Source organism: Micromonospora sp. IBHARD003 (assembly GCF_056106285.1).
In genome coordinates, this window is record NZ_JBWBBX010000001.1 from 4702640 (window position 1) to 4725174 (window position 22535).

A 22535-nucleotide genomic window follows, 5' to 3' on the forward strand; every position below is an offset into this window, starting at 1 on the left:
AAGGGAGGTCTGCCGTGACGGAAACCAGGGCCGAACGCATCGCGCAGCTCATCGCTCCCCTGCGCGTGAAGCCGGGATCCCGCGTGAACCTGGGCGAGGACTTCGATCCCCGCTACAAAGCCCGCCTGAAGAAGAAGCAAGGTGTCGAGCTGCTGCGCACCGGCGTGGCCCTGCTCGCCGAGTACCAGGAACGGCTGGCCGCCCAGGACACCTACGGAGTGCTGCTGTGCCTCCAGGCGCTCGACGCCGGGGGCAAGGACGGGACGATCCGCCACGTCATGAGCGGAGTGAACCCGCAGGGGGTGAAGGTCAGCAGCTTCAAGGTGCCCTCCGCCGAGGAACTCGATCACGACTACCTGTGGCGCTACGCCCACAGGCTGCCCGCGCGCGGCGATATCGCGATCTTCAACCGTTCGCACTACGAGGAGGTCCTCGTCGTACGGGTCCATCCGGAGATCCTCGACCGGCAGAGACTGCCGGGCGCCGTACGGGGAGAGGAGATCTGGGACCGCCGCTACCGGGAGATCAACGACTGGGAGCGCTACCTCACCGACAACGGGTTCAGGATCGTGAAGATCTTCCTGAACCTCTCCAAGGAGGAGCAGCGTGTCCGCTTCATGAAGCGGATCGACCTGCCGGAGAAGAACTGGAAGTTCTCGGCGTCGGACGTCAGGGAACGCCGCAGGTGGGACGACTACCAGGTCGCCTTCTCCGAGATGCTGTCCGCGACCAGTACGCCCTGGGCGCCCTGGTACGTCGTACCGGCGGACCGCAAGTGGTTCGCGCGCATCTGCACGGCGGCGGTGCTCGCCCACACGCTGATCGACATCGACCCCCAGTATCCGACGGTGGGCGACGAAGCCCGGAAGGACCTGCTCATCGCCAAGCGGGAACTGGAGGACGAGGCGCCCGCAGGGGCCCCCGCGGATCCGTACGCGGTCCGGCACGGCGGGACCGGAAAGGCCGGGGGCAAGAAGTCCGGAGGTTCCTAGGGGTCCGCAAGGCACCCCCGGAACCCGGCGCAGGGGAGCGGACCGATCCCCGATCGGAGGCAGGACCATGGCGGTGCAGTCGAATCCGGCGGGGCGGCAACCGGGGGTCCCTGCGCACTGGTACGCGCGTTCCCCGCAGGACACCGCGTCGGCCCTCGGGGCGGATCCCGCGGTGGGTCTCTCCGCGGCGCGGGCGGCCGAACTCCTGGCCGCGAACGGCCCCAACGCGCTGCCGGAGGAGAAGCCGCCGCCGGCCTGGCGGCGCTTCCTGGCCCAGTACCGCAGCTATATGCAGATCGTCCTCGTCGCCGCCGCCATCGTCTCCCTCGTCATCCGGGAGTGGAGCACGGCGATCCTGCTCGTCCTGCTGACTCTGCTGAACGCGGTCGTCGGCCTCCGGCAGGAAGGCAAGGCCGAGAGCGCCATGAACGCGCTGAAGTCGATGATGAAGGCGACGGCCCGGGTCAGACGGGACGGGACCGAGTCGGAGATTCCCGCAGAACGGCTCGTCGTAGGCGACACCGTGCTCATTGCCGCGGGGGACCAGGTCCCCGCCGACGGACGCATCATCGAGGCGAGCTCCCTGCAGATCGACGAGTCGGCGCTCACCGGCGAGAGCGTGCCCGCCGCGAAGGACGCCGGGACGCTGCCCGACGGCGAGTTGCCGCCGGGGGACCGGACGAACATGGCGTTCATGGACACCCCGGTCACGCACGGCAGCGGCCTGCTCGTCGTCACCGGGACCGGAATGGGCACGGAACTCGGCAAGATCTCCGGGATGCTGTCGACCACCGAGAAGGAGGAGCCGCCGCTCACCCGGCAGCTCAACACTCTGACGCTGTGGATCACCGCCGCGGCCGGCCTCACGATGATCGTGATGTTCACGCTGGGGCGCAGTCGCGGTCAGGCCTGGGACCTCCTCTTCGTCAGCGCGGTCTCCCTGGCCATCGCCGCCATCCCCGAGGCGCTGCCGACGGTGACCCAGGCGATCCTCTCGGTCGGCAGCCTCAACCTGGCCAGGCGCAACGCCATCGTGAAGGAACTCCCGTCGGTGGAGACGCTGGCATTCACCTCGGCGGTCAACTCCGACAAGACCGGCACCCTGACGATGAATGAGATGACCGTCGTCGAGGTGGTGAGTCCCACCGACCGGTACACCGTCTCGGGCACCGGCTACGGCCTCGAAGGGAAGGTCCACCACGCGGCAGGCCGGTCCGCCGGCATCGAGGACGCCATCCTGCCGTACGTGATGGCCAGCGACGCGCGGCTCGTGGACGGCCGGGTGGTGGGCGATCCCACCGAGGGTGCTTTCCTCGTCCTCGGCCACAAGGCGGGACTGGACATCGACGCCACACGGGAGGTGCTGCCCCGGCTCGCCACGCTGCCGTTCGATCCGACGTACAAGCTCATGGCCACCTTCCACTCGGCCGTCGACGGGTCGGGCCGGCCCGTGGTGCGCTGCTTCGTCAAGGGCGCGGCTCCGGCGGTGATGGCCCGGGCCACCACCGCGCTCGCCGCGGGCGAGACCGTCTCCTGGGACACCGGACTGAGCCGGCGTGCCGAGGAGGAGACCGAACGGATGGGCAGCGAAGGGCGCCGGGTCATGGCCGCGGCGACCCGTGACCTGGACCCCGCCGCCTTCGACCCGGACGGCGACCTGCTCGCCCTCGTCGCCGGTCTGCGGATGACCAGCCTGGTCGCCATGGTCGACCCCCCGCGCGACGAGTCCAAGGCCGCGGTGGCGAGCGCCCAGGCGGCCCACATCCGGGTCCGCATGGTCACCGGGGACGACGTCACCACCGGTGCCGCCATCGCCCGGCAGCTCGGCATTCCCGGTGAGGCAGTCCTCGGCGCGGACTTCGCCGCCCTGCCGGAGGACGAACAGCTCGCCCGCATCGACGACATCGGCGTCGTCGGGCGGGTCGCACCCGAGCACAAGGTGCTCCTGGCCGCCACGCTGAAGAAGAAGGGCAACGTCGTGGCGATGACCGGCGACGGCGTCAACGACGCCCCCGCCATCAAGTCCGCGGACATCGGCATCGCCATGGGCAGCGGCACCGACGTGGCGAAGAACGCCGGGCGCATGATCCTGTCCGACGACAACTTCGCCACCATCGTCTACGCCGTGGAACAGGGCCGGAAGATCTACGACAACCTCACCAAGTACATCCGGTTCGTCCTCCTGCTCCTCGTCACATTCGTCCTGACCTTCCTCGGGGCCACCATCTTCAACATCGCGGCCGGCGAACCCTTCAGCCCGCCGCAGGTGCTGTGGATCCACTTCGTCGTCAACGCCTCGTTCGGCTTCGCGCTCGGCTTCGACCAGGAGAGCCCGGGGCTCATGCGGCGCAGACCGCGTCCCCGGGGCGAGTCGGTGCTCACGCGATCCGTCATCGTCACCGTAGGACTCGCGGGGCTTGCGATCACCGTCGTCCTGCTCGGGCTCATCGGTCTCGGACAGTGGCGGTACGGCAGTGCCGGGCTCGGCAACTCGATGGCGTTCACGGCCTTCTCGCTCTGTCTGATCGTGGCCGCGTTCGAGTGCCGCAGCGAAACGGATTCGGTCCTGACGCCGGACACGTTCGACAGCAAGCAGATGAACTGGGTGGCACTGGCCCAGTTCGTGCTCGCGGTGCTGGTGACGCAGATGGACGGCTTCCAGCGCATCCTCGGCACCACCGAGATCGGCCTGCGACAGTTCGGCTGGGCCCTGCTGTCCGCCCTGGTGCTCCTGGTGCTGTGGGAACTGGGCAAGTTCGTCGCCCGCCGGTCGAGGGCCGGCGGCTGAGGGGCGCCGGCGAAAGGGCGGGAGCCAATGCCCGAGCCGACCGGGACGTCCGCGGGGAGGTGGCGCCGGGCCGTGCCCGCCGCACCGGGCCTCGCGCTGCTCAAGGGGTACCGGCGCGGCTGGCTGCGCGGCGACCTCGTGGCCGGGATCACCGTCGCGGCCTACCTCGTGCCGCAGGTCATGGCCTACGCGAGCGTCGCCGGACTGCCGCCCGTCGTGGGGCTGTGGGCGATTCTTCCCGCGATCGCGCTGTACGCCGTCCTCGGTTCGTCGCGGATGCTGTCGGTCGGGCCCGAGTCGACGACCGCGCTCATGACCGCCACCGTGGTGGGGCCGCTTGCCGCGGGAGACCCCGTGCGCTACGCCGTCCTGGCCTCCGCCCTCGCCGTCGCCGTCGGACTGATGGCCCTCGTCGCCTGGGCGCTGCGGCTCGGCTTCATCGCCGACCTGCTCTCGCGCCCCGTCCTGATCGGCTACCTGGCGGGCGTGGCGCTGATCATGATCGTGGACCAGCTGACCAAACTCACCGGCGTCCCGACGGAGGGCACCGGATTCTTCCCCACCTTGTGGTCCTTCGTGCGGAACCTCCCCGAGATCCATCCGGCCACGGTGGTGCTCAGCGTGGCGAGCGTGGTCTTCCTGTTCGCGATGGCCCGGCAGCCCCGAATCGTTCCGGGCCCGCTGCTGCTGGTGGTCCTCGGAACGGCGGCGGTGGCCCTGTTCGGCCTGGAGAACCGCGGCATCGCCGTGATCGGCGAGATCCCGGCCGGGGTGCCGGCCGTCGAACTGCCGGACCTGAAGGCGTTGCCCCAACTGCTGCTGCCCGCGGTCGGTGTGCTGTTCGTCGGCTACACCGACTTCATCCTCACCGCCCGCGCCTTCGCCACCGACGACGGACCACGCCTGGACGCCAATCAGGAACTCCTCGCCCTGGGCGCCGCGAACCTCGGCGCGGGCGTGATGCAGGGATTCCCGGTGAGCAGCAGCGCCAGCCGCACCGCGCTCGCCCAGTCGGCCGGCGGCCACACCCAGGCGTACGCGCTCACCGCGGGGGCCACCGTCGTGGCCGTGCTGCTCTTCCTCAGCCCGCTGCTCACCAGCACCCCTACGGCCGTCCTGGGCGCACTCGTCGTCTACGCCGCGGTGCGGATGATCGACCTCGGGGGATTCCGGCGGCTCGCCTCCTTCCGGCACAGGGAACTGCTGCTGGCGATCGGCTGTCTCGCCGGGGTCCTCGCCCTGGACATCCTCTACGGGGTGATCGTGGCCGTGGGACTGTCGGTCGTCGAGCTGCTGAGCAGGGTGGCGCGGCCGCACGACGCCGTCCAGGGGGTGGTGCCGGGCATGGCCGGCATGCACGACGTCGACGACTATCCACAGGCGCGGGTCGTCCCCGGGCTGGTGGTCTACCGCTACGACTCCCCGCTGTTCTTCGCCAACGCCGACGACTTCCGGCGGCGGGCCCTGGCCGCGGTGGCCGAGCAGGAAGGGCCCGTCAGATGGTTCGTCCTCAATACCGAGGCCAACGTCGAGGTGGACATCACCGCCCTGGACTCGCTGGACGCTCTGCGACGGGATCTGAACGGGCGCGGCATCGAGTTCGCCATGGCACGCGTCAAACAGGATCTGCGCGACCAACTGGACGCCTACGGAATCACCCGGGCCGTGGGGGAGGACCGGATCTTCCCCACCCTGCCCACGGCGGTGGCCGCGTACCGCGCCTGGAGCCGGGAGCACGGGAACGGGGGCGGGCACGACGAGTGAACGTCCGTGCCGGAACCGGGGAATCCGACGCGCGAGCCGGTGCTCCAGGGCCCGGCCCCAGTGCGACGCGTCCCCGCGAGAAGGCCGCCAGTGGGGTGCTGTGCCGTCGCTCACACAGCCGAACGCCGCGTTTCGGTATCCCAACTCGTCGGTACGGTAGGCATGTTGTGGACAACACTTCTACCTACGGAGGACGTCGTGTCCGGATCCGTCATCCTGGCAGGGGCCCGCACCCCCACCGGTCGCTTACTCGGGGCTCTCAAGGACTTCTCCGGAGCCCAGCTGGGGGGCATCGCGATCAAGGCGGCTCTGGAGCGGGCGGGGGTGGCGCCCGAGCTGGTGGAGTACACGATCATGGGCCAGGTGCTCACGGCGGGTGCCGGGCAGATTCCGGCGCGCCAGGCCGCGGTGGCAGCCGGCATCCCGATGAGCGTCCCGGCGCTGACCGTCAACAAGGTGTGTCTCTCCGGGGTGGACTCGATCGCGCTGGCCGACCAGCTGATCAGGGCCGGTGAGTTCGACCTGGTGGTGGCGGGCGGTCAGGAGTCCATGACGCAGGCGCCGCATCTGCTGGGCAAGTCGCGGGCCGGCTTCAAGGCCGGTGACGTACCGCTGGTCGACCACATGGTGCACGACGGTCTGTTCTGCCCGTTCGACCAGCTGGGCATGGGCGTTTCGACCGAGAAGTACAACAGCCGCTACGCGGGTGTGACCCGCGAGAAGCAGGACGCCTTCGCCGCCGCCTCGCACCAGAGGGCGGCCGCTGCCGCGGCCGCCGGGCGGTTCGCCGAGGAGATCGTCCCGGTGACGATCCCGCAGCGCAAGGGCGACCCGGTGGTGTTCGACACCGACGAGGGCGTGCGTCCCGACACCACGGTCGAGGTCCTGTCGAAGCTGCGTCCCGTGTACAGCCCGGACGGCACCATCACGGCCGGGACGGCGTCGCAGATCTCCGACGGGGCCGCGGCGGTGGTGGTGGCGAGCAAGGCCAAGGCCCAGGAGCTGGGCCTGTCGTGGATCGCCGAGATCGGCGCACACGGCGTGGTGGCCGGGCCCGACGGAAGCCTCCACGAGCAGCCGTCGAACGCGATCAGGGCGGCGCTGGCCAAGGCCAAGCTGGAGCCGGGCGATCTGGACCTGGTGGAGATCAACGAGGCGTTCTCCGCGGTCGGCATCGTCTCCACCGAGCAGCTGGGCATCAGCCCGGACATCGTGAACGTCGACGGCGGCGCGATCGCCCTCGGCCACCCGATCGGCGCCTCCGGGGCCCGGCTCATCGTGCATCTGGCCTATGAGCTGCGCCGCCGCGGTGGCGGTCTCGGCGCGGCCGCGCTGTGCGGCGGCGGCGGACAGGGCGACGCTCTGCTGATCCGCGTACCGGCGGCCTGACCGCCGGACGGAGAAGCGGACGCGGACCTCGCGGATCGAGGAACGGACGGAAGTCCTTCGTGGTCCCTCGCGTACGGACCTGCCGTACGCGAGGGACCACGACGCTGTCAGAAGACTGACGTCAACCGCGTTCGCAGGTCAGGGACTTGGCGTGACGCGGTCCTGAGGTGCTCGCGCCGCGCCGGTGTCGGGCGCGGGCGACGGCCGCAGCGCTGGGAGCATCGTGCACAAGACGAGTGCGCACGCGATGTTGACGGCCATCGCGACGGCATAGACGTGGTGGAAGGACGAGACGCTGCCGGGGACCGCGTTCGACGCCATGATCGAGGCGAGTCCGGCGACGCCTACCGCGCCCCCGACCTGACGTACCGTCAGAGTCATACCGAGACCGCCCGCGAACTTGAGCGGTGGCACGGTTCGCGCCGCCAGCGCCGACAGACAGGTGATCGCGAGGCCGAGCCCGCCACCGCCGAGCATCGCGGCCGGCAGCCAGCCGCCCCAGAAGTTCGGTGTGGATCCGAACAGGCTTGACGCCCAGATGGCGTTGCTGCCCGCGAAGGACAGCGAGCCCAGCGCCGCGACCTTCACCTGGGTCGCCGGCCGGGTGAGCCTTCCGGCCGACAGGGAGCCGATCATCGAGGAGACGGCGCCGATGCTCAGGGCTCCGGCCGTTTCCAGGACCGACCAGTGCCAGATCTCGGCGGCGAACAGCGGGGCGGCCAGCATCCACGCGAACATCGTCATGTTGAGCATGCCGAGGCCGAGGTTCGCGGTCCTGAAGACGGGACTGCGCCAGACCGAGGTCTCGAGGGCCGGAGCCCGGTGCGTACGCGAACGCAGCACGGTCACCACGATGAGCGCGAGCCCGACCGCACCCAGCCCGATCGTGCGCACATCGCCCCAGCCCCAGGTGTCCCCCTCGGTGAGTGCGCTCACCACCCCGGCGATGCCCAGGGCGAGCGCGATACTGCCCACGGCGTCCGGCAGCCGGTCGCCCGTGCCGCGCGACTGCCTCGGCAGCATCACCAGGGAGGCGATCAACAGCGCACCGCACAACGGCAGGTTGACGTAGAACACCGAACGCCAGCCGAAGGCACGCAGGAGCAGTCCGCCTGCCGCCGGTCCGATGACGGCCGAGAATCCCGCCACCGCCGACCAGGTGCCGACCGCTCGGGCGATACGTTCCCGCGGTGTCGTCGACAGGATCAGGCCGAGTGCGGCGGGGACCATGCCTCCGGCTGCGGCGCCCTGGACGAACCGGGCGGCGACGAGCCACCACACCGACGGTGCCACGGCGCAGACGAGCGAAGCGACCGTGAAGGCGGCCAGCGACCAGAGGAAGACGGTCCGCCGGCCGACGCTGTCCGCGACCCGGCCGGCGGGGGTGAGTACGGCCGCCAGCATGACCGCGTAGCCGCTGAGGATCCACGTCATGGTGTTGAGTGGCGTGTCCGGGAACTCACCGAGAATGTCCGGAAAGGCGATGCTGATGATCGAGAGATCGAGGAACGCCATAAAGCTCGCGCCGCTGCACAGCGCCAGGACGCGGGCCGGTATGACCTCCTCCGGATTGCGTTTGCGTAAGGCCGACTCGTCGGACATGCCGGATCCCCTCGGGTCGTGTGCGTCGTCGAACTCGCTCAGGTCCAACTAGACAATGCAGAAGGGCGGTTGGGCCGATGCAAGTGTGCACGTGCGGCGTTGGTGACGGGCCGAAGTGCGTGATCGACTTGTGTGACGACTATCACTCGACCTGCGTCCCAACACTTCGTGTCACGCCTTGCGATCGCTCTTGCGGCAGGCCAATGATGGGCGTGGCGCCAGGGGGTGGTTCGGCGCGACAACAACGGCCCCCGGCGGCGGTACTTGCACTTCAATCCTGACAGCGCTGATGACTCACGGCGCAGCTGCTCCCATACAAGACGCACCGTCGGCAGCTGTTTCCATGCACGTTCCGTGAGGCAGGCGTCGCTGATTCTCGGGGGATGCGGAACGGGCACGCGGGGGGTCTGCTCAGTGCGCGCGCTTGTATTCGGCACCTGACGGCCCGTGCCGGGCTGCCTGGGGTGCCTCTGCCCATGTCCCGGGATCGGTTGCGCCCATCGACCGCTCTGCAGGTGACGACGGGGAGGGGTGACGATGACTTCTTTGAATTCTGTCCTGATCGGTGGCGGAAGTGTGCTCGCTCGCTGTGGCGAGGTCCTCGTGGCGAAGGGGCACCGGATCAGAGCGGTGGTGACCGGTGATGCCACGGCCCGGGCCTGGGCGATCAAGGCCGGCATTCCGCACCACGCGCTCGCCGAGGCCGAGGCCCTGGCACCGCAGTTATCCTGCGATCTCCTGCTGAGCATCGGCAACTACGCCATCGTCCCGAAGGCGTTGCTCGACTGCGCGGGACGATCGGCCGTCAACTACCACTACGGTCCGCTCCCCGAGTACGCGGGCCTGCATGCGCCGTCATGGGCCGTCGCGGACGGCGCGAGCGCATACGGCATCACCTGGCACCGCATGGCCGAACTCGTCGACGGCGGCGATGTGCTGGAGCGTGTACCGGTGCCCATCGGGCCCGATGAGACCGCTCTGTCACTGGGCTTGAAGTGTGACGACGCGGCCGTCGCCAGCTTGGCGGGGCTGATCGACGAGATCGCCGAGGGCCGCGAGACCGCGACGCCCCAGGATCCCGCGAAGCGCCGCTACTTCTCACGGCACACCCAGTTAGCCGCCGAAGGACTGATCGACTGGAATCTGTCCGCCGAGCGCATCGGCGCCATCGTCCGGGCCACCGACTACGGCCCGTTCACCAGCCCGTTGGTGTGGCCCAAGGTCGACATCGACGGGCATTTCTATGCCGTCAGGGAGGCCCGCCGCACGGCCGCGGCCGGCGACGCGGCGCCCGGTACGGTCCTCTCCTGCGACGAAGCATCGGGCCTGGTGGTGGCCACGGCCGGCGGCAGTGTCGAGCTGGCCCGGATGTGCACCCTGGAAGGCGAAGTGCGCACCGCCGACGCCATCGCGGCGGCCCATGGAATACGGCCCGGTTCCGTCCTGGACGTCCCCGGCGACGCTGCCGGGGCGCGGATCACCGAGGCGGGCGTCAGGGCCTCCAAGTCCGAGAAGTACTGGCGTGCGCGCCTGGCCGAGGGGGGTCATCCCTACCGTCTTCCCTACGCGCCGCCGCGCGCCGGGATCCGGTATGAGGCGGACGCTCCCGTCGTCGCGCAGTGCCACATCCCCATCGATGACGACGGCGGCCCGGCAGCGCACGCGGCCTATCTGGCCGGAGCCCTGGCCGTCTTTCTGAGCCGGGCGAGCGGACGGCAGGACATCCAGCTCGCGATGACCGCCCCCCGCGACGACGTCGACGCGGACCACAGGGGCCTGTTCGCCGCCTGGCTGCCTCTCCTGTGCCCTGTCGACGCCGGCAAGACCGTGTCGGAGAACATACGGGCGCTGGGCCGCGAGTTCGGCCTCGGGCAGGAACGAGGGTGGCTCCGCCGTGATGTCATCGGCCGGGACGAAGCCCTCGGGGAGCGGTGGCACAGCGGCGCGCTGACGCCGGACGTACTGATCTCCTGGGGCCCTCGTGACTCCGGCGACGCGGCCCACCGTCCGAAACTGGAACTGCACATCCAGGACGACGGCGAGAGCGTCACCTTCCACTACGACGCCACGCGCATCCTCGCCAGGGACGTCGCCCGACTGGCCGGACAGTTCAGCGCCTGGTGCACCCGGCTTCCCTCCGCCGGGGACCGGCTGCCGGCTTCCGTGGACGTTCTCAGCGCGGACGAACGCACGGCCCTGATCGACACGTTCAATGCCACAGGCGACTCCGACGCCGCCGCGGACGCCGCCGTAGACGCGCACGGCCTGCACCAGCTCTTCGAACAGGCCGCGGACAGCCATGCCGAGAGCGTCGCGCTGATCTGCGGGGACACCAGCCTGACCTACGCCGCGCTCGACGCCCGCGCCAACCGTCTCGCCCAGGCACTGATCGAACGGGGCGTGGGCCGCGGCGATCTGGTCGGTGTGGCCCTGGACCGCTCGATCGACCTGGTCGTGACCCTGCTGGCGGCCATGAAGACGGGCGCCGCGTACGTGCCCATCGACCCGAAGTTCCCGGCGGAGCGCATCCGCCAGATGGTCGAGGACGCCGATCCCCGGCTCATCGTCACCCCCGCCACCGCGCCCCACAGCCTTGCCGCCTGGGACACCCGCTGTCTGAGCGTCGACGAAGCACCGGCCCGTCCCGGCATCACGCCGACGGCCGAGGTGAGCGCCGACGATCTGGCGTACGTCATCTACACCTCCGGTTCGACCGGCCGCCCCAAGGGCGTCGAGATCAGCCACGGGGCGCTGTGCAACTTCCTCGCCTCGATGCGCAAACGGCCGGGATGCACCGCTACGGACCGGCTGCTGGCCGTCACCACCGTCTCCTTCGACATCGCCGTACTGGAGCTTTTCCTTCCGCTGCTCTGCGGTGCGACGACGGTCATCGCGCAGGCCCACGAGACCCTCGACGCCAAGGCCCTGGCAGGGCTGATGGAGCGCCACGAGATCACCATGGTGCAAGGCACCCCCGCCACCTGGCAGTTGCTGCTGGACGCGGGCTGGCAGGGCACCCCCACGCTGACGAAGATCCTCTGCGGTGGCGAGGCGCTGCCCCGTCAGCTGGCCGACCGGCTGCTCGCCGCCGGAGCCACGGTGTGGAACATGTACGGGCCCACCGAGACCACCGTGTGGTCGACGGTCTGGGAGGTACGGGACGATGACGACGGCATCCTCATCGGCAGCCCGATCGACGCCACCCAGGTCTACGTCCTCGACGAGAACCTGTCGCCCGTACCGTTCGGCTTCCCCGGCGAACTGTGCATCGGCGGCGCCGGTGTGGCGCGCGGATACCGGGGCGACCCCGAGCAGACCCGGCTCCGCTTCGCGGACAACCCCTTCCACCCCGGCACCCTCTACCGCACCGGCGATCTGGCCCGCTTCGTCGAACCCGGCAGGCTGAGCCTGCTGGGACGCAACGACCGCCAGGTCAAACTGCGCGGCCACCGCATCGAGCTGGCGGACATCGAGACCGCCCTCGGCGGGCACGAGGACGTCAGCCGTGCCGTGGTCGTCGGCCATGACGAGCAGCTGGTCGCCTACTGCGTACGCGACACGGCGCGCGAGGCCGGTCCGGACCGGGCGCCGGCGGACCGGAGCACCGCCCTCGCCGAGTGGGCCGCCGCCTGGGACCGTGCCTACGAGGCCGACGCCGACGACCCCACGTTCAACCTGGCCGGCTGGCACAACAGCTACGACGGTCTCCCGTTCACCGCCGGGGAGATGCGGGACTGGCAGCGGAGTTCCGTCCGGCGCATCCTGTCGTTCGCGCCGGAGAGCGTGTTCGAGATCGGCTCCGGCAGTGGACTGATGCTGTTCGGTCTCGCCCCGCACTGCCGCACCTACCACGCCGTGGACGCCTCCGCCGCGGCCGTGGAGATCACCCGGCAGCACCTGACCTCCCTGCCGCATGTGACGTGCGAGCAGCGCCCGGCGCACGCACTGCCCGAGGTGGCCGACGGCGCCTTCGACACCGTGGTCGTCAATTCGGTGGCCCAGTACTTCCCCGGCGTCGACTACCTCACCTCGGTCCTGGAATGGGCGACCAAGGCGGTCACCCGGGGCCGTGTGTTCCTCGGAGACATACGCGATCTGTCGCTGCTGAACGTCTTCCACGCGGACGTGGCGCACTTCCGCGGGAACGGCGAGATGTCCCCCGAGGAGCTGACCCGTCTCGCCGAGCGCGGAATGCGCGCGGAGCGCGAACTGGTGCTCAGCCGCGACTTCTTCGCCAACCTGCCGAGCCTCTTCCCGCAGATCACCCGCGTCGACATCACCCTGCGCGACGGCCACCACGTCAACGAGATGACGCGCTACCGCTTCGACGTCACGCTGCACATCGGCGAGAGCGCCGGGCCCGTCACCCCGGCCGTGGAGAAGCACTGGCTGCGGGACGGCCTGGACATGGCCGCGCTGCGCGAGCAGCTGAGCACCGTCGCCGACCGGCCCCTGCGCGTGAACGACATCCCCAACGGCCGGCTGCGCGAAGTGTGCGGCCGGGTCTCGGCCGCCCTGGACAACGTCCCGGACGCGCCCACGCAGTGGGCCGACCTCGGCGATCTGACCCGACTCGCCCACGAGGCGGGCGTGGAACTGGCCCTGCTGCCCAGCCGGTCCGGCGACACCTGGCGGTGCGACGCCCTGTTCTGGCAGCCCGGTCAGAGCCCGGACCTCGGTCTGCGCCCCGCCGAGCGGCTGGACCGGGACGCCCTCACCGGGTACGCGAACGTGCCCGCGGTCGGCGAACCGCCCAAGGCTCCGCTCCACCGCGTACTGCGCCCCTGGCTGGCGGAGCGGCTGCCGGACTACATGGTGCCCGCCTTCATCGTCGAGCTGGACGAACTGCCGCTGACACCGAACGGCAAGATCGACCACGACGCGCTGCCGGACCCCGTGGTGGAGGTCGAGCCGGCGGCCAGGCCCGCGACCGAGCTCGAGCGGGACATCATGGCCATCTGGTCGGAGGTCCTCGGCCACGACCGGATCGGCGTCAACGAGAACTTCTTCGACATCGGCGGCAATTCGCTGCGGGTCGTCCGGGTGCAGACGAAGCTCGAGGAGCTGATCGGACGCCCGATCTTCGGGGCCGTGCTGTTCGAGCACTTCACCATCAAGGCCCTGGCCGCGTATCTGGCCGGTGGGACGAAGACCGGCCAGGAGATCGTTCCGCGCCGCCGTGCCGTCGACGACGAGCCCATCGCCATCATCGGCATGGCCTGCCGGCTCCCCGGCGACGCCAACACCCCGGAGGAGTACTGGGAGCTGCTGGAGCGCGGTGGCGACGGGATCGTCGACGTACCCAGGGACCGCTGGGACGCCGAAGCCCTGTACGACCCCGACCCGGAGGTACGCGGCAAGTCGTACTGCAGCCGAGGCGGGTTCGTCACCCCCATCGACCTGTTCGACGCGCCCTTCTTCGGTATCTCGCCGCGCGAGGCACGCTCCCTCGAACCCATGCAGCGCATGGTCCTGGAAACCACCTGGGAGGCATTCGAGCGCGCCGGATACACCCTGGAGCAGCTGCGCGGCAGCCAGACGGGCGCGTTCATCGGTGTCGGCAAGAGCTCGGCGTACCACGAGTACGGCCTCACCCTCGCCGGCGGGCTGTCCGACCTCGACGGCTATGTGGGCCCCGGTTCCGCGGGCGGCACCATGTCCGGCCGTGTGTCGTACGTGTTCGGCCTGGAGGGGCCGACCCTCACCCTGGACACGGCCTGCTCCTCCTCGCTGGTCACCACCCACCTGGCCTGCAACGCGCTCCGCAACGGCGAGTGCGATCTGGCGGTGTCGGCCGGTGTGAGCCTGATGCTGACACCCGAACTGCACGTCGAGTTCAGCCGGTTGCGGGGCATGTCGGCGGACGGCCGCTGCCGGTCGTTCTCCTCCGACACCGACGGCACCGGCTGGAGCGAGGGCTCCGCCGCGGTCGTCCTCAAGCGGCTGTCCGACGCACAGCGCGACGGCGACCCCGTGCTGGCCGTGCTGCGGGGCACCGCCGTCAACCACGACGGCCACAGCGCCAGCCTGACCACGCCCAGCGGTCCCGCCCAGCAGCGGGTCATCCGCGCGGCCCTCGCCGCTTCCGGGCTCCAGCCGGGCGACATCGACTACGTGGAGGCACACGGCACCGGCACCAAGCTGGGCGACCCCATCGAGGGCACGGCGCTGGCGGACGTGTTCGGCGGCAGCCACCCCGACGAGGCACCCCTGTGGGTCGGTTCGGCCAAGTCCAACCTCGGCCACACGCAGGCGGCCGCCGGTCTGGCCGGTGTGATGAAGGTCGTCCTGGCCATGCAGCACGGCGCGCTGCCCCGGACCCTGCACGTCGCGGAGCCCACCCCGGCCGTGGACTGGAAGGGCGCCAGGATGGCGCTGGTCAGGGAACAGCGGTCGTGGCCCGCGAAGGACGTGCCGCGCCGCGCGGGCGTCAGCTCGTTCGGCATCGGCGGCACCAACGCCCATGTCGTCGTCGAGGAACCGCCGGCGCGCGTCGCGGCGGACGCCGAGGACATGGCGCCCGCCCCGCTGCCGCCCACGGTGCCCTTCGTGATCTCCGGTTACACCGAGTCGGCCCTGCGCCGGCAGGTGGAGAACCTGCACCTGCACATGGGCATGAACATCCAGGACCGCCTCGGCGACGTGGCACGCTCCCTGGCGACGACCCGCAGTCACTTCCGCCGGCGACTGGTCCTGACGGTCAAGGACAAGGGCGAACTCCTGGACAAGCTGGCCTCCTTCGCCCGCACCGGGGAACTGCCGGCCGAGTCGGTGCGCACCGGGGACCACACCGAGGACCCGCGCCTGGCGCTGCTCTTCACCGGCCAGGGCAGCCAGCTCCCGGGCATGGGCAAGGACGTCTACGACGTCCATCCCGTGTTCCGTGAGGCGCTGGACGCGATCGCCGCCGAGTTCACCGAGCTGGAGAAGCCCCTGCTCGAGGTGATGTGGGCCGATCCCGACAGCGACGACGCGGCCCTGCTCCACCGCACCGACTTCACCCAACCCGCCCTGTTCGCCCTGGAGGTGGCGCTGTGGCGGCTCTGGGAGAGCTGGGGCGTGCGGCCGGAGCTGCTGCTCGGCCACAGCATCGGCGAGCTCGCGGCCGCGCATGTGGCGGGCGTGTTCGACCTGGCCGACGCCTGCCGGCTGGTGGCGGCGCGCGGCCGGCTGATGCAGGCCCTGCCCGCCAGGGGCGCCATGGTCTCGCTGGAGGCCGACGGCGACGAGGCGGAAGCGGCCATCGACGCACTGGGGCTGCGCGGCAAGGCGGACATCGCCGGGCTCAACACGCCCACCCAGACCGTCGTCTCCGGTGACGCCGACGCCATCGAGGCGATCGAGGCCCACTTCACGGCGCAGGACCGCAAGGCCAAGCGGCTGACGGTCTCCCACGCCTTCCACTCGCACCACATGGACGGCATGCTCGCCGAGTTCAAGGCGATCGCGGAGACCGTACGGTTCCGGCCGCCGGCGATCACGATGGTCAGCAGCCTCACCGGTGAACCCGCCAGGCAGGGAGAGCTGGAGCAGCCCGACTACTGGGTCCGCCAGGCACGCCGGGCGGTCCGCTTCAGCGACGGCATGCTCAGCCTGCGCCGGGAGGGCGCGAACACCTTCGTGGAGCTCGGTCCGCAGCCCGTGCTGTCCGGTCTGGGAGCGACCTGCCTGGCCGGCGAGGGGCCGGTGTCCTGGCTGCCGTCGTGTTCCCCGGGCAGGAACGGCGCGTCGGTCGTCCTCAAGAGCCTCGCCGAACTGCATGTGCGGGGACTGCCGGTCGACTGGCAGGGCTACTTCGCGCCCTTCGGCGGTGAGCGGGTGGCGCTGCCCACGTACGCGTTCCAGCGGGAGCGCTTCTGGTTCGAGCCGCCGCTCTCGCGCGAGGTCGGCGCCGGTCTGAACGCCACCGGCCATGTGCTCCTCGGCGGTGGGGTGGACATCGCCGGCACCGGCATGTCCCTGTTCACCAACGTGGTGGCGGCGGACCAGCCGGCCTGGGTGCAGGAACACCGGGTCATGGACGCGGTACTCATGCCGGGCACCGCGTTCTTCGAGGCCATGCGGGCGGCGGGCGACGCGGCCCACGACGGCGAGTGGGACCTGTCGGACGTGGTCATCGCCTCGCCCCTGGTGATGGCGTCCGGAATGCCGGTCCGGCTTCAGGTCACCGTCGGTCCCGAGGCCGGCGAGGCCCGTCCCGTCCAGGTCTACAGCTCGCCCGAGGGCGAGGACGGCACCTGGCAACTGCACGCCGAAGGCAGGATCGTGCCCGCGGGGACCGACGCCGGCCCCTCGGTGACCGTGCCGCCCGGGAACGCCGAGCCCATCGACGCCTCCGCCCTGTACCGCGACCTGGCAGCCCTCGGCTACGGCTACGGGCCGACCTTCCAGGGCATCAAGGAGGCCTGGCACGTCGGCGACGAGGTGTGGGCCAGAGCGACGCTGCCGGAGGACGCCGAGCAGTCCGCCGCCGGTTACGTCCTGCACCCGGCCCTGCTCGACTCGGCCATGCACTCGCTGCTGCTCACGCAGCGGCTGCTGAAGAAGACCGGCGACGATCTGTTCGTGCCGTTCGAGGCCGAGCGCCTGTCGCTGCGGGTGAAGGGCCTGTCCGAGATCTGGGTCCGTGTCGCCGAGTTCGAGCTGGGCGACGGTGAGTTCTGGGCCTCGCTGGACATCCACGACGCCGAGGGCGCCCACGTCGGCCGGCTGCACCGGCTCCATGCGCGACGCGTGGACCGTGCGGTGCTGCGCCGGCTCGCCGCGGCCGGAGTGGACCGTTTCCAGTTCGACGTCAACTGGCGTCCCGCCGACACCGAGCACGTCGAGATGGGCGGCTCCTGGGGCCTGATGACCCCTGCCGGGGACGTGGCGTGGGCGCGGGAGGTGAAGACCACCCTGGCCCGTGCCGGCATCCAGGTGATCAAGGTCCGGGAGCTGGCGGACGCCGAGGACCTGGACGGCCTGGTCTGTCTGTGGGACTCCGGAGCCGACGTACCGTCCCAGGCGCACGCGTTCACCGCCAAGGCGCTGGAGCAGCTGCAGGAAGCGGTCGGCACGGAGTTCCGGACACCGCTGGTCTGGGTCACGCGCCGCGCCGTTGGCGCCGGCCCCGACGACATGGTCTCGGGGCTGGGAGCCGGCCCGCTGTGGGGACTGATGCGCACCGCCAGGAACGAGCATCCCGAACTGAGCCTTCGCCTGATCGACCTCGGTGAGGAGGAGGCGGACCGCAAGGCACTGCCCGCGGCGCTGATGCTGGAGGCCGAACCGGAGTGCGCCCTGCGCCACGGCGAGGTGCTCGTACCGCAGCTGCTGCGTGTGGGCGCCGCGAGGGATCTCCAGATCCCGGACGGGGGCCGGTGGCAGCTGGAGATCGCCGCCAAGGGCCGCCTGGACGAGCCGCTCACGGTCAAGGCCCTGCAGGAGCGAGCGCTGGCGCCGGGCGAGATACGCGCCGAGGTGAAGGCCGCCGGGGTGAACTTCCTGGATGTGCTCAACGCCCTCGGCATGGTGGAGATCCCCGCGTTCGGCCTCGAGTTCGCCGGCGTCGTCACCGAGGTCGGCGGCAGCATCGACCATCTGAAGGTGGGCGATCCCGTACTGGGCCTGGCCCGTGGCTCCTTCGCCTCCGAGGTCGTCACGGACGCGCGCCAGGTGGTGCGGATGCCGGAGCACCTCAGCTTCGAAGAGGCCGCCACCATTCCGATGACCTTCCTCACGGCCTGGTACGGCCTGCACGAACTGGGCGCCCTGCGGCCGGGCGAGCGGGTGCTGATCCACGCCGCGGCCGGTGGCGTGGGTATGGCAGCGGTGCAACTGGCGCAACTCCACGGCGCCGAGGTCTACGGCACCGCCAGCGAGCCCAAGTGGCCGGCGCTGCGGGAGCTGGGTCTGGCCGACAGCCATCTGGCGTCCTCCCGTGACCTGGGCTTCGTCGAGCACTTCGGCAAGAGCGCGTCCGGCGCGGGTGCGTCCGCTACGGCCGACGGCGGTCCGTCCGGCAGGAGCTTCGACGTCGTACTGAACTCCCTCGCCACGGAGTTCATCGACGCGAGCCTGGGCATGCTGCGTCCCGGCGGCCGGTTCCTGGAGATGGGCAAGATCGACGTCCGGGAGCAGTCCTCGGTCGACGAGAACCATCCGGGCGTGTCCTACACGGTCTACAACCTGCCCGAGGCCGGGCCCGACCTCATCCAGCGGATGCTGGTCTCCCTCGCCGGCCTGTTCGCCGAGGGCAAGCTCACGCCCCTGCCGCTGCGCACCTTCCCCATGACCCATACGTCCGACGGTCTGCGCTTCATCGCGCAGGCGCGGCACGTGGGCAAGGTGGTGCTGGTCCCGTCGCAGCAGCGGCAGTTCGTCCGGCCGGACGGCGCGGTGCTGATCTCGGGCGGAGCCGGCGATCTCGGCCGGCGGGTGGCGACCTGGCTGGCGACCACCCATGGCGTACGCGACCTGGTGCTGACCTCCCGGCGCGGGATGGACACACCCGGCGCGCAGTCCCTCGTGACCGAGCTGTCCGAGCTGGGCGCCACGGCCACCGTGGTGGCCTGCGACGCCGCGGACCTCGACGACGTCACGTCGGTCATGGCCCTGTTCGACGACAAGCGGCCGCTGCGCGGTGTGGTCCATGCGGCCGGAGTGCTGGACGACGGCGCCCTGACGGCCCTGACGCCGGAGCGGTGCGACACGGTCCTCCTGCCCAAGGTGGACGGCCTCTGGAATCTCCATCAGCTGACGCAGGACACGGAGCTGGACTTCTTCCTGATGTTCTCCTCCATCGCGAGCGTCATGGGAGCGCCCGGTCAGGGCAACTACGCGGCCGCCAACGCGTTCCTGGACGCACTCGCCCATCTGCGCCGGGCCAAGGGCCTGACCGCCACCTCGGTGGCGTTCGGCCCCTGGGAGGGCGAGGGCATGGCCGCCGGCCTCAGCGAGACGGACCGGGCCCGCTTCGCCCAGCTCGGCCTGGACCGGCTCGCACCGGACGAGGGACTGGAGCTGTTCGAGCTCGCGGTCAGGAGCGGCCGTGCCCTGACGATGTCCGCGGCACTTGATCTGAACCGTGTCCAGCAGTACTTCGAGAACCGGGGCGGCATACCGCCGCTGTTCCGCTCGCTGCTCAGCGGCAACGGCGGCGGTCGTTCCCGGGCCGGAGGCGGCACGGATCTGCGCAAGCTGCTGAGCGAGGCCGCACCCGCGGAGCACGTGGCCGTCGTGCTGGACCTGGTCCGCGAGGAGGTGGCGAAGACCCTGGGATTCACCTCACCGCAGGACGTGGACGTCAATCTGCCGCTGCAGGACATCGGCATCGACTCGCTCACCGCCGTTCTGATGCGCAACCAGCTGGCGGACCTGACCGGACTCGCCCTGCCCGCGAAGATCGCTTTCGATCACCCGAGCCTCATGTCGCTCGGCGAGTTCCTGCTGGAGAAGCTGCGTGAAGCGGGGCTGGACGCGTCGGCGGAACCCGCGGCCGACACTGCGGCCACCGGCCCGGACACGACCGGCTCCACCGGCCCGGACATGTCCGGTGCCAGGAAGGGCTGTCTGCACCCCGACCTCCGCTTCGACAACGCGGCCGGGGAGCCGGCGCGTCCGGAGGCGGTCTTCGTCACCGGAGCCACCGGATTCGTCGGTGCCTTCCTGCTGCACGAGCTGCTCGAGTCGGAAGTGATCGCCTACTGCCTGGTGCGGGCCGACGACGCCCGCCAGGCCATGGAGCGGCTGGTCGGCACGCTCGACGGCTACGGCCTCTGGAAGGAGGAGTACGCGCCGCTGCTCAACCCGGTGGTGGGCGACCTGACCCGGCCGCTGTTCGGCCTGGACGAAGAGGATTTCGACCAGCTGGCGGACCAGGTCGACGCCATCTGCCACTCCGGAGCCCTCGTGGACTGGATGCGGCCGCTGGACGACTACACCGGCCCCAACGTGGTCGGTACGCACGAGGCGCTGCGCCTGGCCTCGCGCGGTCGTGGCAAGGCGTTCCACTTCGTCTCCACCTTCGCCACGCTGCCCAAGTACCTGGGGTACGAAGTCAGCGAGGACGACAGGGAGTACGGCTATCTGACCTCCAAGTGGCAGGCGGAGCAGATGGTGGCGGCCGCCCGCTGGCGCGGTGCAAGGGCATCCACGTACCGCCTGCCGTTCGTGGGCGCCTCGACCCGTACCGGGCACTTCCGGCTCGACCGCGGCGACTTCCTGCACAACCTGATCGTCGGCTGCCTCGCGATGGGAAGCTTCCCGTCGCTGAACGCCGACCTCACGGCGGTGCTGCCGGTCGACTACCTGTGCCGGACGATCGCCGGGGTCATGACCGGCGATCTGGAGCGCATCGGCAGGGACTACGACTTCGTGAACTCCGAGGCGCCGGCCTTCGACCGCTTCTTCGAGATGGTCGGTGCCGCCGGCGGCACGGCGGAGATCGTGCCCTTCGAGGAATGGCGGCAGCGGGCGCTGGCCTTCGCCGTCGAGCATCCGACGGGCCCGCTGGCCAGGATCGCCGCCCTCGTGGACGGCCTCACGGCGGAGGGACTGGCGGACATGTTCGCGGCACTCCCCGTGGGGGACGCCGTCTTCGGCCGCAAGGACTACCCGTCCCCGCCCGTCGACGAGGAGTTCGTCCGCACCTACGTGGAACGCATCAACACGACTTCGGACCGAGCGGAGATCACGACGTCATGAACGACGTACCAGACGAGACCACGGTCACCGGCACCTACCAGAAGACGGGCACCTTCCTGCACAGTTCGGCGGCCGCGCACGCCGAGCAGCTGTCCCCGGTGCTCGACAAGTACCAGGTGGACAAAGGGGAGATGGAGTCCCGGCTGCCACCGCACCGCGCACTGAACCCCAGCTGCTTCCACCCCGAGGTGCTTCCCACCGAGGTCGTCCCGATGAACCTGGACGACGACCTCGCGGACAACCTGGCGCGCCAGCTGCGCTGCCAGGCGGTGATCCAGGAGAGCTTCGCCGCCGCCTCGATCGGCAGCTACTTCCCGGTCTCCACCATGTTCGAGAACTGCGTCCTGTTCGTGCCCTCGGCCAAGCGGTTCTACGACCTGAACCAGGACATCGTCGAGGAGCACTTCCCCGAGGTCGAGACGGCGGTGGTCAACGCCTTCATCGTGCCGGCCGAGAAGCTGCCGTACGGCACCCACGCGGCCAGCTCGATCGCCCTGCAGATCCCGTCACTGGTGAAGAAGCAGCTCGGTTTCCCCACCGAGTACCGCAGTTTCCACACCGCGCTGACCCCGACGCCGCTGGACCGCCAGCCCTTCGTGATCTTCGAAGAGGCCGAGGTGGAGGCGCCGAACCTGCAGTTCGTCTACGAGAAGATGCTGGAGTGCGGCATCGACGGCGACGAGAAGGCCGCGGTCGACAAGGCGCTGTACCTCTTCCTGGAAGGGAAGCTGTCCGAGATCGACCTGCCCAGCGTGCGGGACTTCCTCATGGCGATGTACTGGGCGAAGACGTACGCGGACAAGCCCTCTCCCGGCTACTACTGCGACAGCAGGGTGGGCGACGCGCTGGTCTTCGACAACTACCGGGCGCACGCGGACAGCACCCTGCCCCGGACCTCCAAGGACCGGCTCACCATCGACCTGCGCTGCTTCAACAAGGTGCACTATCCGAAGGGCATGGACAGCGGCCTCGACTTCATCGTCGACCCGGACGAGCGTGCCTACCAGATCAAGCGCAAATGGGCGTCGATCGACTTCCTCCTCGCCACCCTCGGCTACGAGAGCGTCGACGAGTTCCTGCGGCTCGTGTTCGGCAGCACCCGGCGCGCGGAGGACCTCGATCCGTTCGGCCTCATGACGGATCTCCAGTTCGGCATCTACAACAAGTCCGATTACCACCTGCTGGACCAGAACCTCGACGACCACTACGAGAGGGTCGAGAACCTGTACGACCGCATCGTGAAGGACGGGGAATACGTCCTCCCGGACCGCGCGAAGGAATGCCTCGACGCACTGAGGAAGTGAAGTCCGGCG

7 protein-coding genes are annotated in these 22535 nt (G+C 70.3%); 6 read left to right on the top strand and 1 reads right to left on the bottom strand.

Annotated elements, in window-relative coordinates; genetic code table 11:
• The first annotated feature begins 14 nt into the window (after positions 1-14).
• The 4 genes from ACTWOL_RS20970 to ACTWOL_RS20985 all read left to right on the top strand — a co-directional run bounded on the left by ACTWOL_RS20970 (position 15) and on the right by ACTWOL_RS20985 (position 6933).
• Positions 15-992: a polyphosphate kinase 2 family protein gene (locus ACTWOL_RS20970; protein ID WP_474298294.1), complete on the top strand. Its 978-nt coding sequence runs from the start codon at positions 15-17 to the stop codon at positions 990-992.
• 67 nt (positions 993-1059) lie between these two features.
• A complete protein-coding gene (locus ACTWOL_RS20975; protein WP_474298295.1) occupies positions 1060-3780 on the top strand; it encodes a cation-translocating P-type ATPase in 2721 nt (906 codons plus the stop codon).
• Between the two features lie 72 nt (positions 3781-3852).
• Entirely contained in the window at positions 3853-5544 is a 1692-nt protein-coding gene (locus ACTWOL_RS20980; RefSeq protein ID WP_474298296.1) for a SulP family inorganic anion transporter, read from the top strand.
• Positions 5545-5742: 198 nt separating this feature from the next.
• Positions 5743-6933, top strand: a complete 1191-nt coding sequence (locus ACTWOL_RS20985; protein WP_474298297.1) for an acetyl-CoA C-acetyltransferase — start codon at positions 5743-5745, stop codon at positions 6931-6933.
• 138 nt (positions 6934-7071) lie between these two features.
• Here ACTWOL_RS20985 and ACTWOL_RS20990 read toward each other — a convergent pair whose 3' ends face one another.
• A complete protein-coding gene (locus tag ACTWOL_RS20990) occupies positions 7072-8535 on the bottom strand; it encodes an MFS transporter (protein WP_474298298.1) in 1464 nt (487 codons plus the stop codon).
• A gap of 537 nt (positions 8536-9072) precedes the next feature.
• Here ACTWOL_RS20990 and ACTWOL_RS20995 point away from each other — a divergent pair.
• Positions 9073-21222, top strand: coding sequence for an amino acid adenylation domain-containing protein (locus ACTWOL_RS20995; RefSeq protein ID WP_474298299.1), 12150 nt, complete (start codon positions 9073-9075; stop codon positions 21220-21222).
• Positions 21219-22526, top strand: coding sequence for a hypothetical protein (locus ACTWOL_RS21000; RefSeq protein WP_474298300.1), 1308 nt, complete (start codon positions 21219-21221; stop codon positions 22524-22526). Before ACTWOL_RS20995 ends, ACTWOL_RS21000 begins: the two co-directional genes overlap by 4 nt.
• Positions 22527-22535 lie beyond the last annotated feature (9 nt).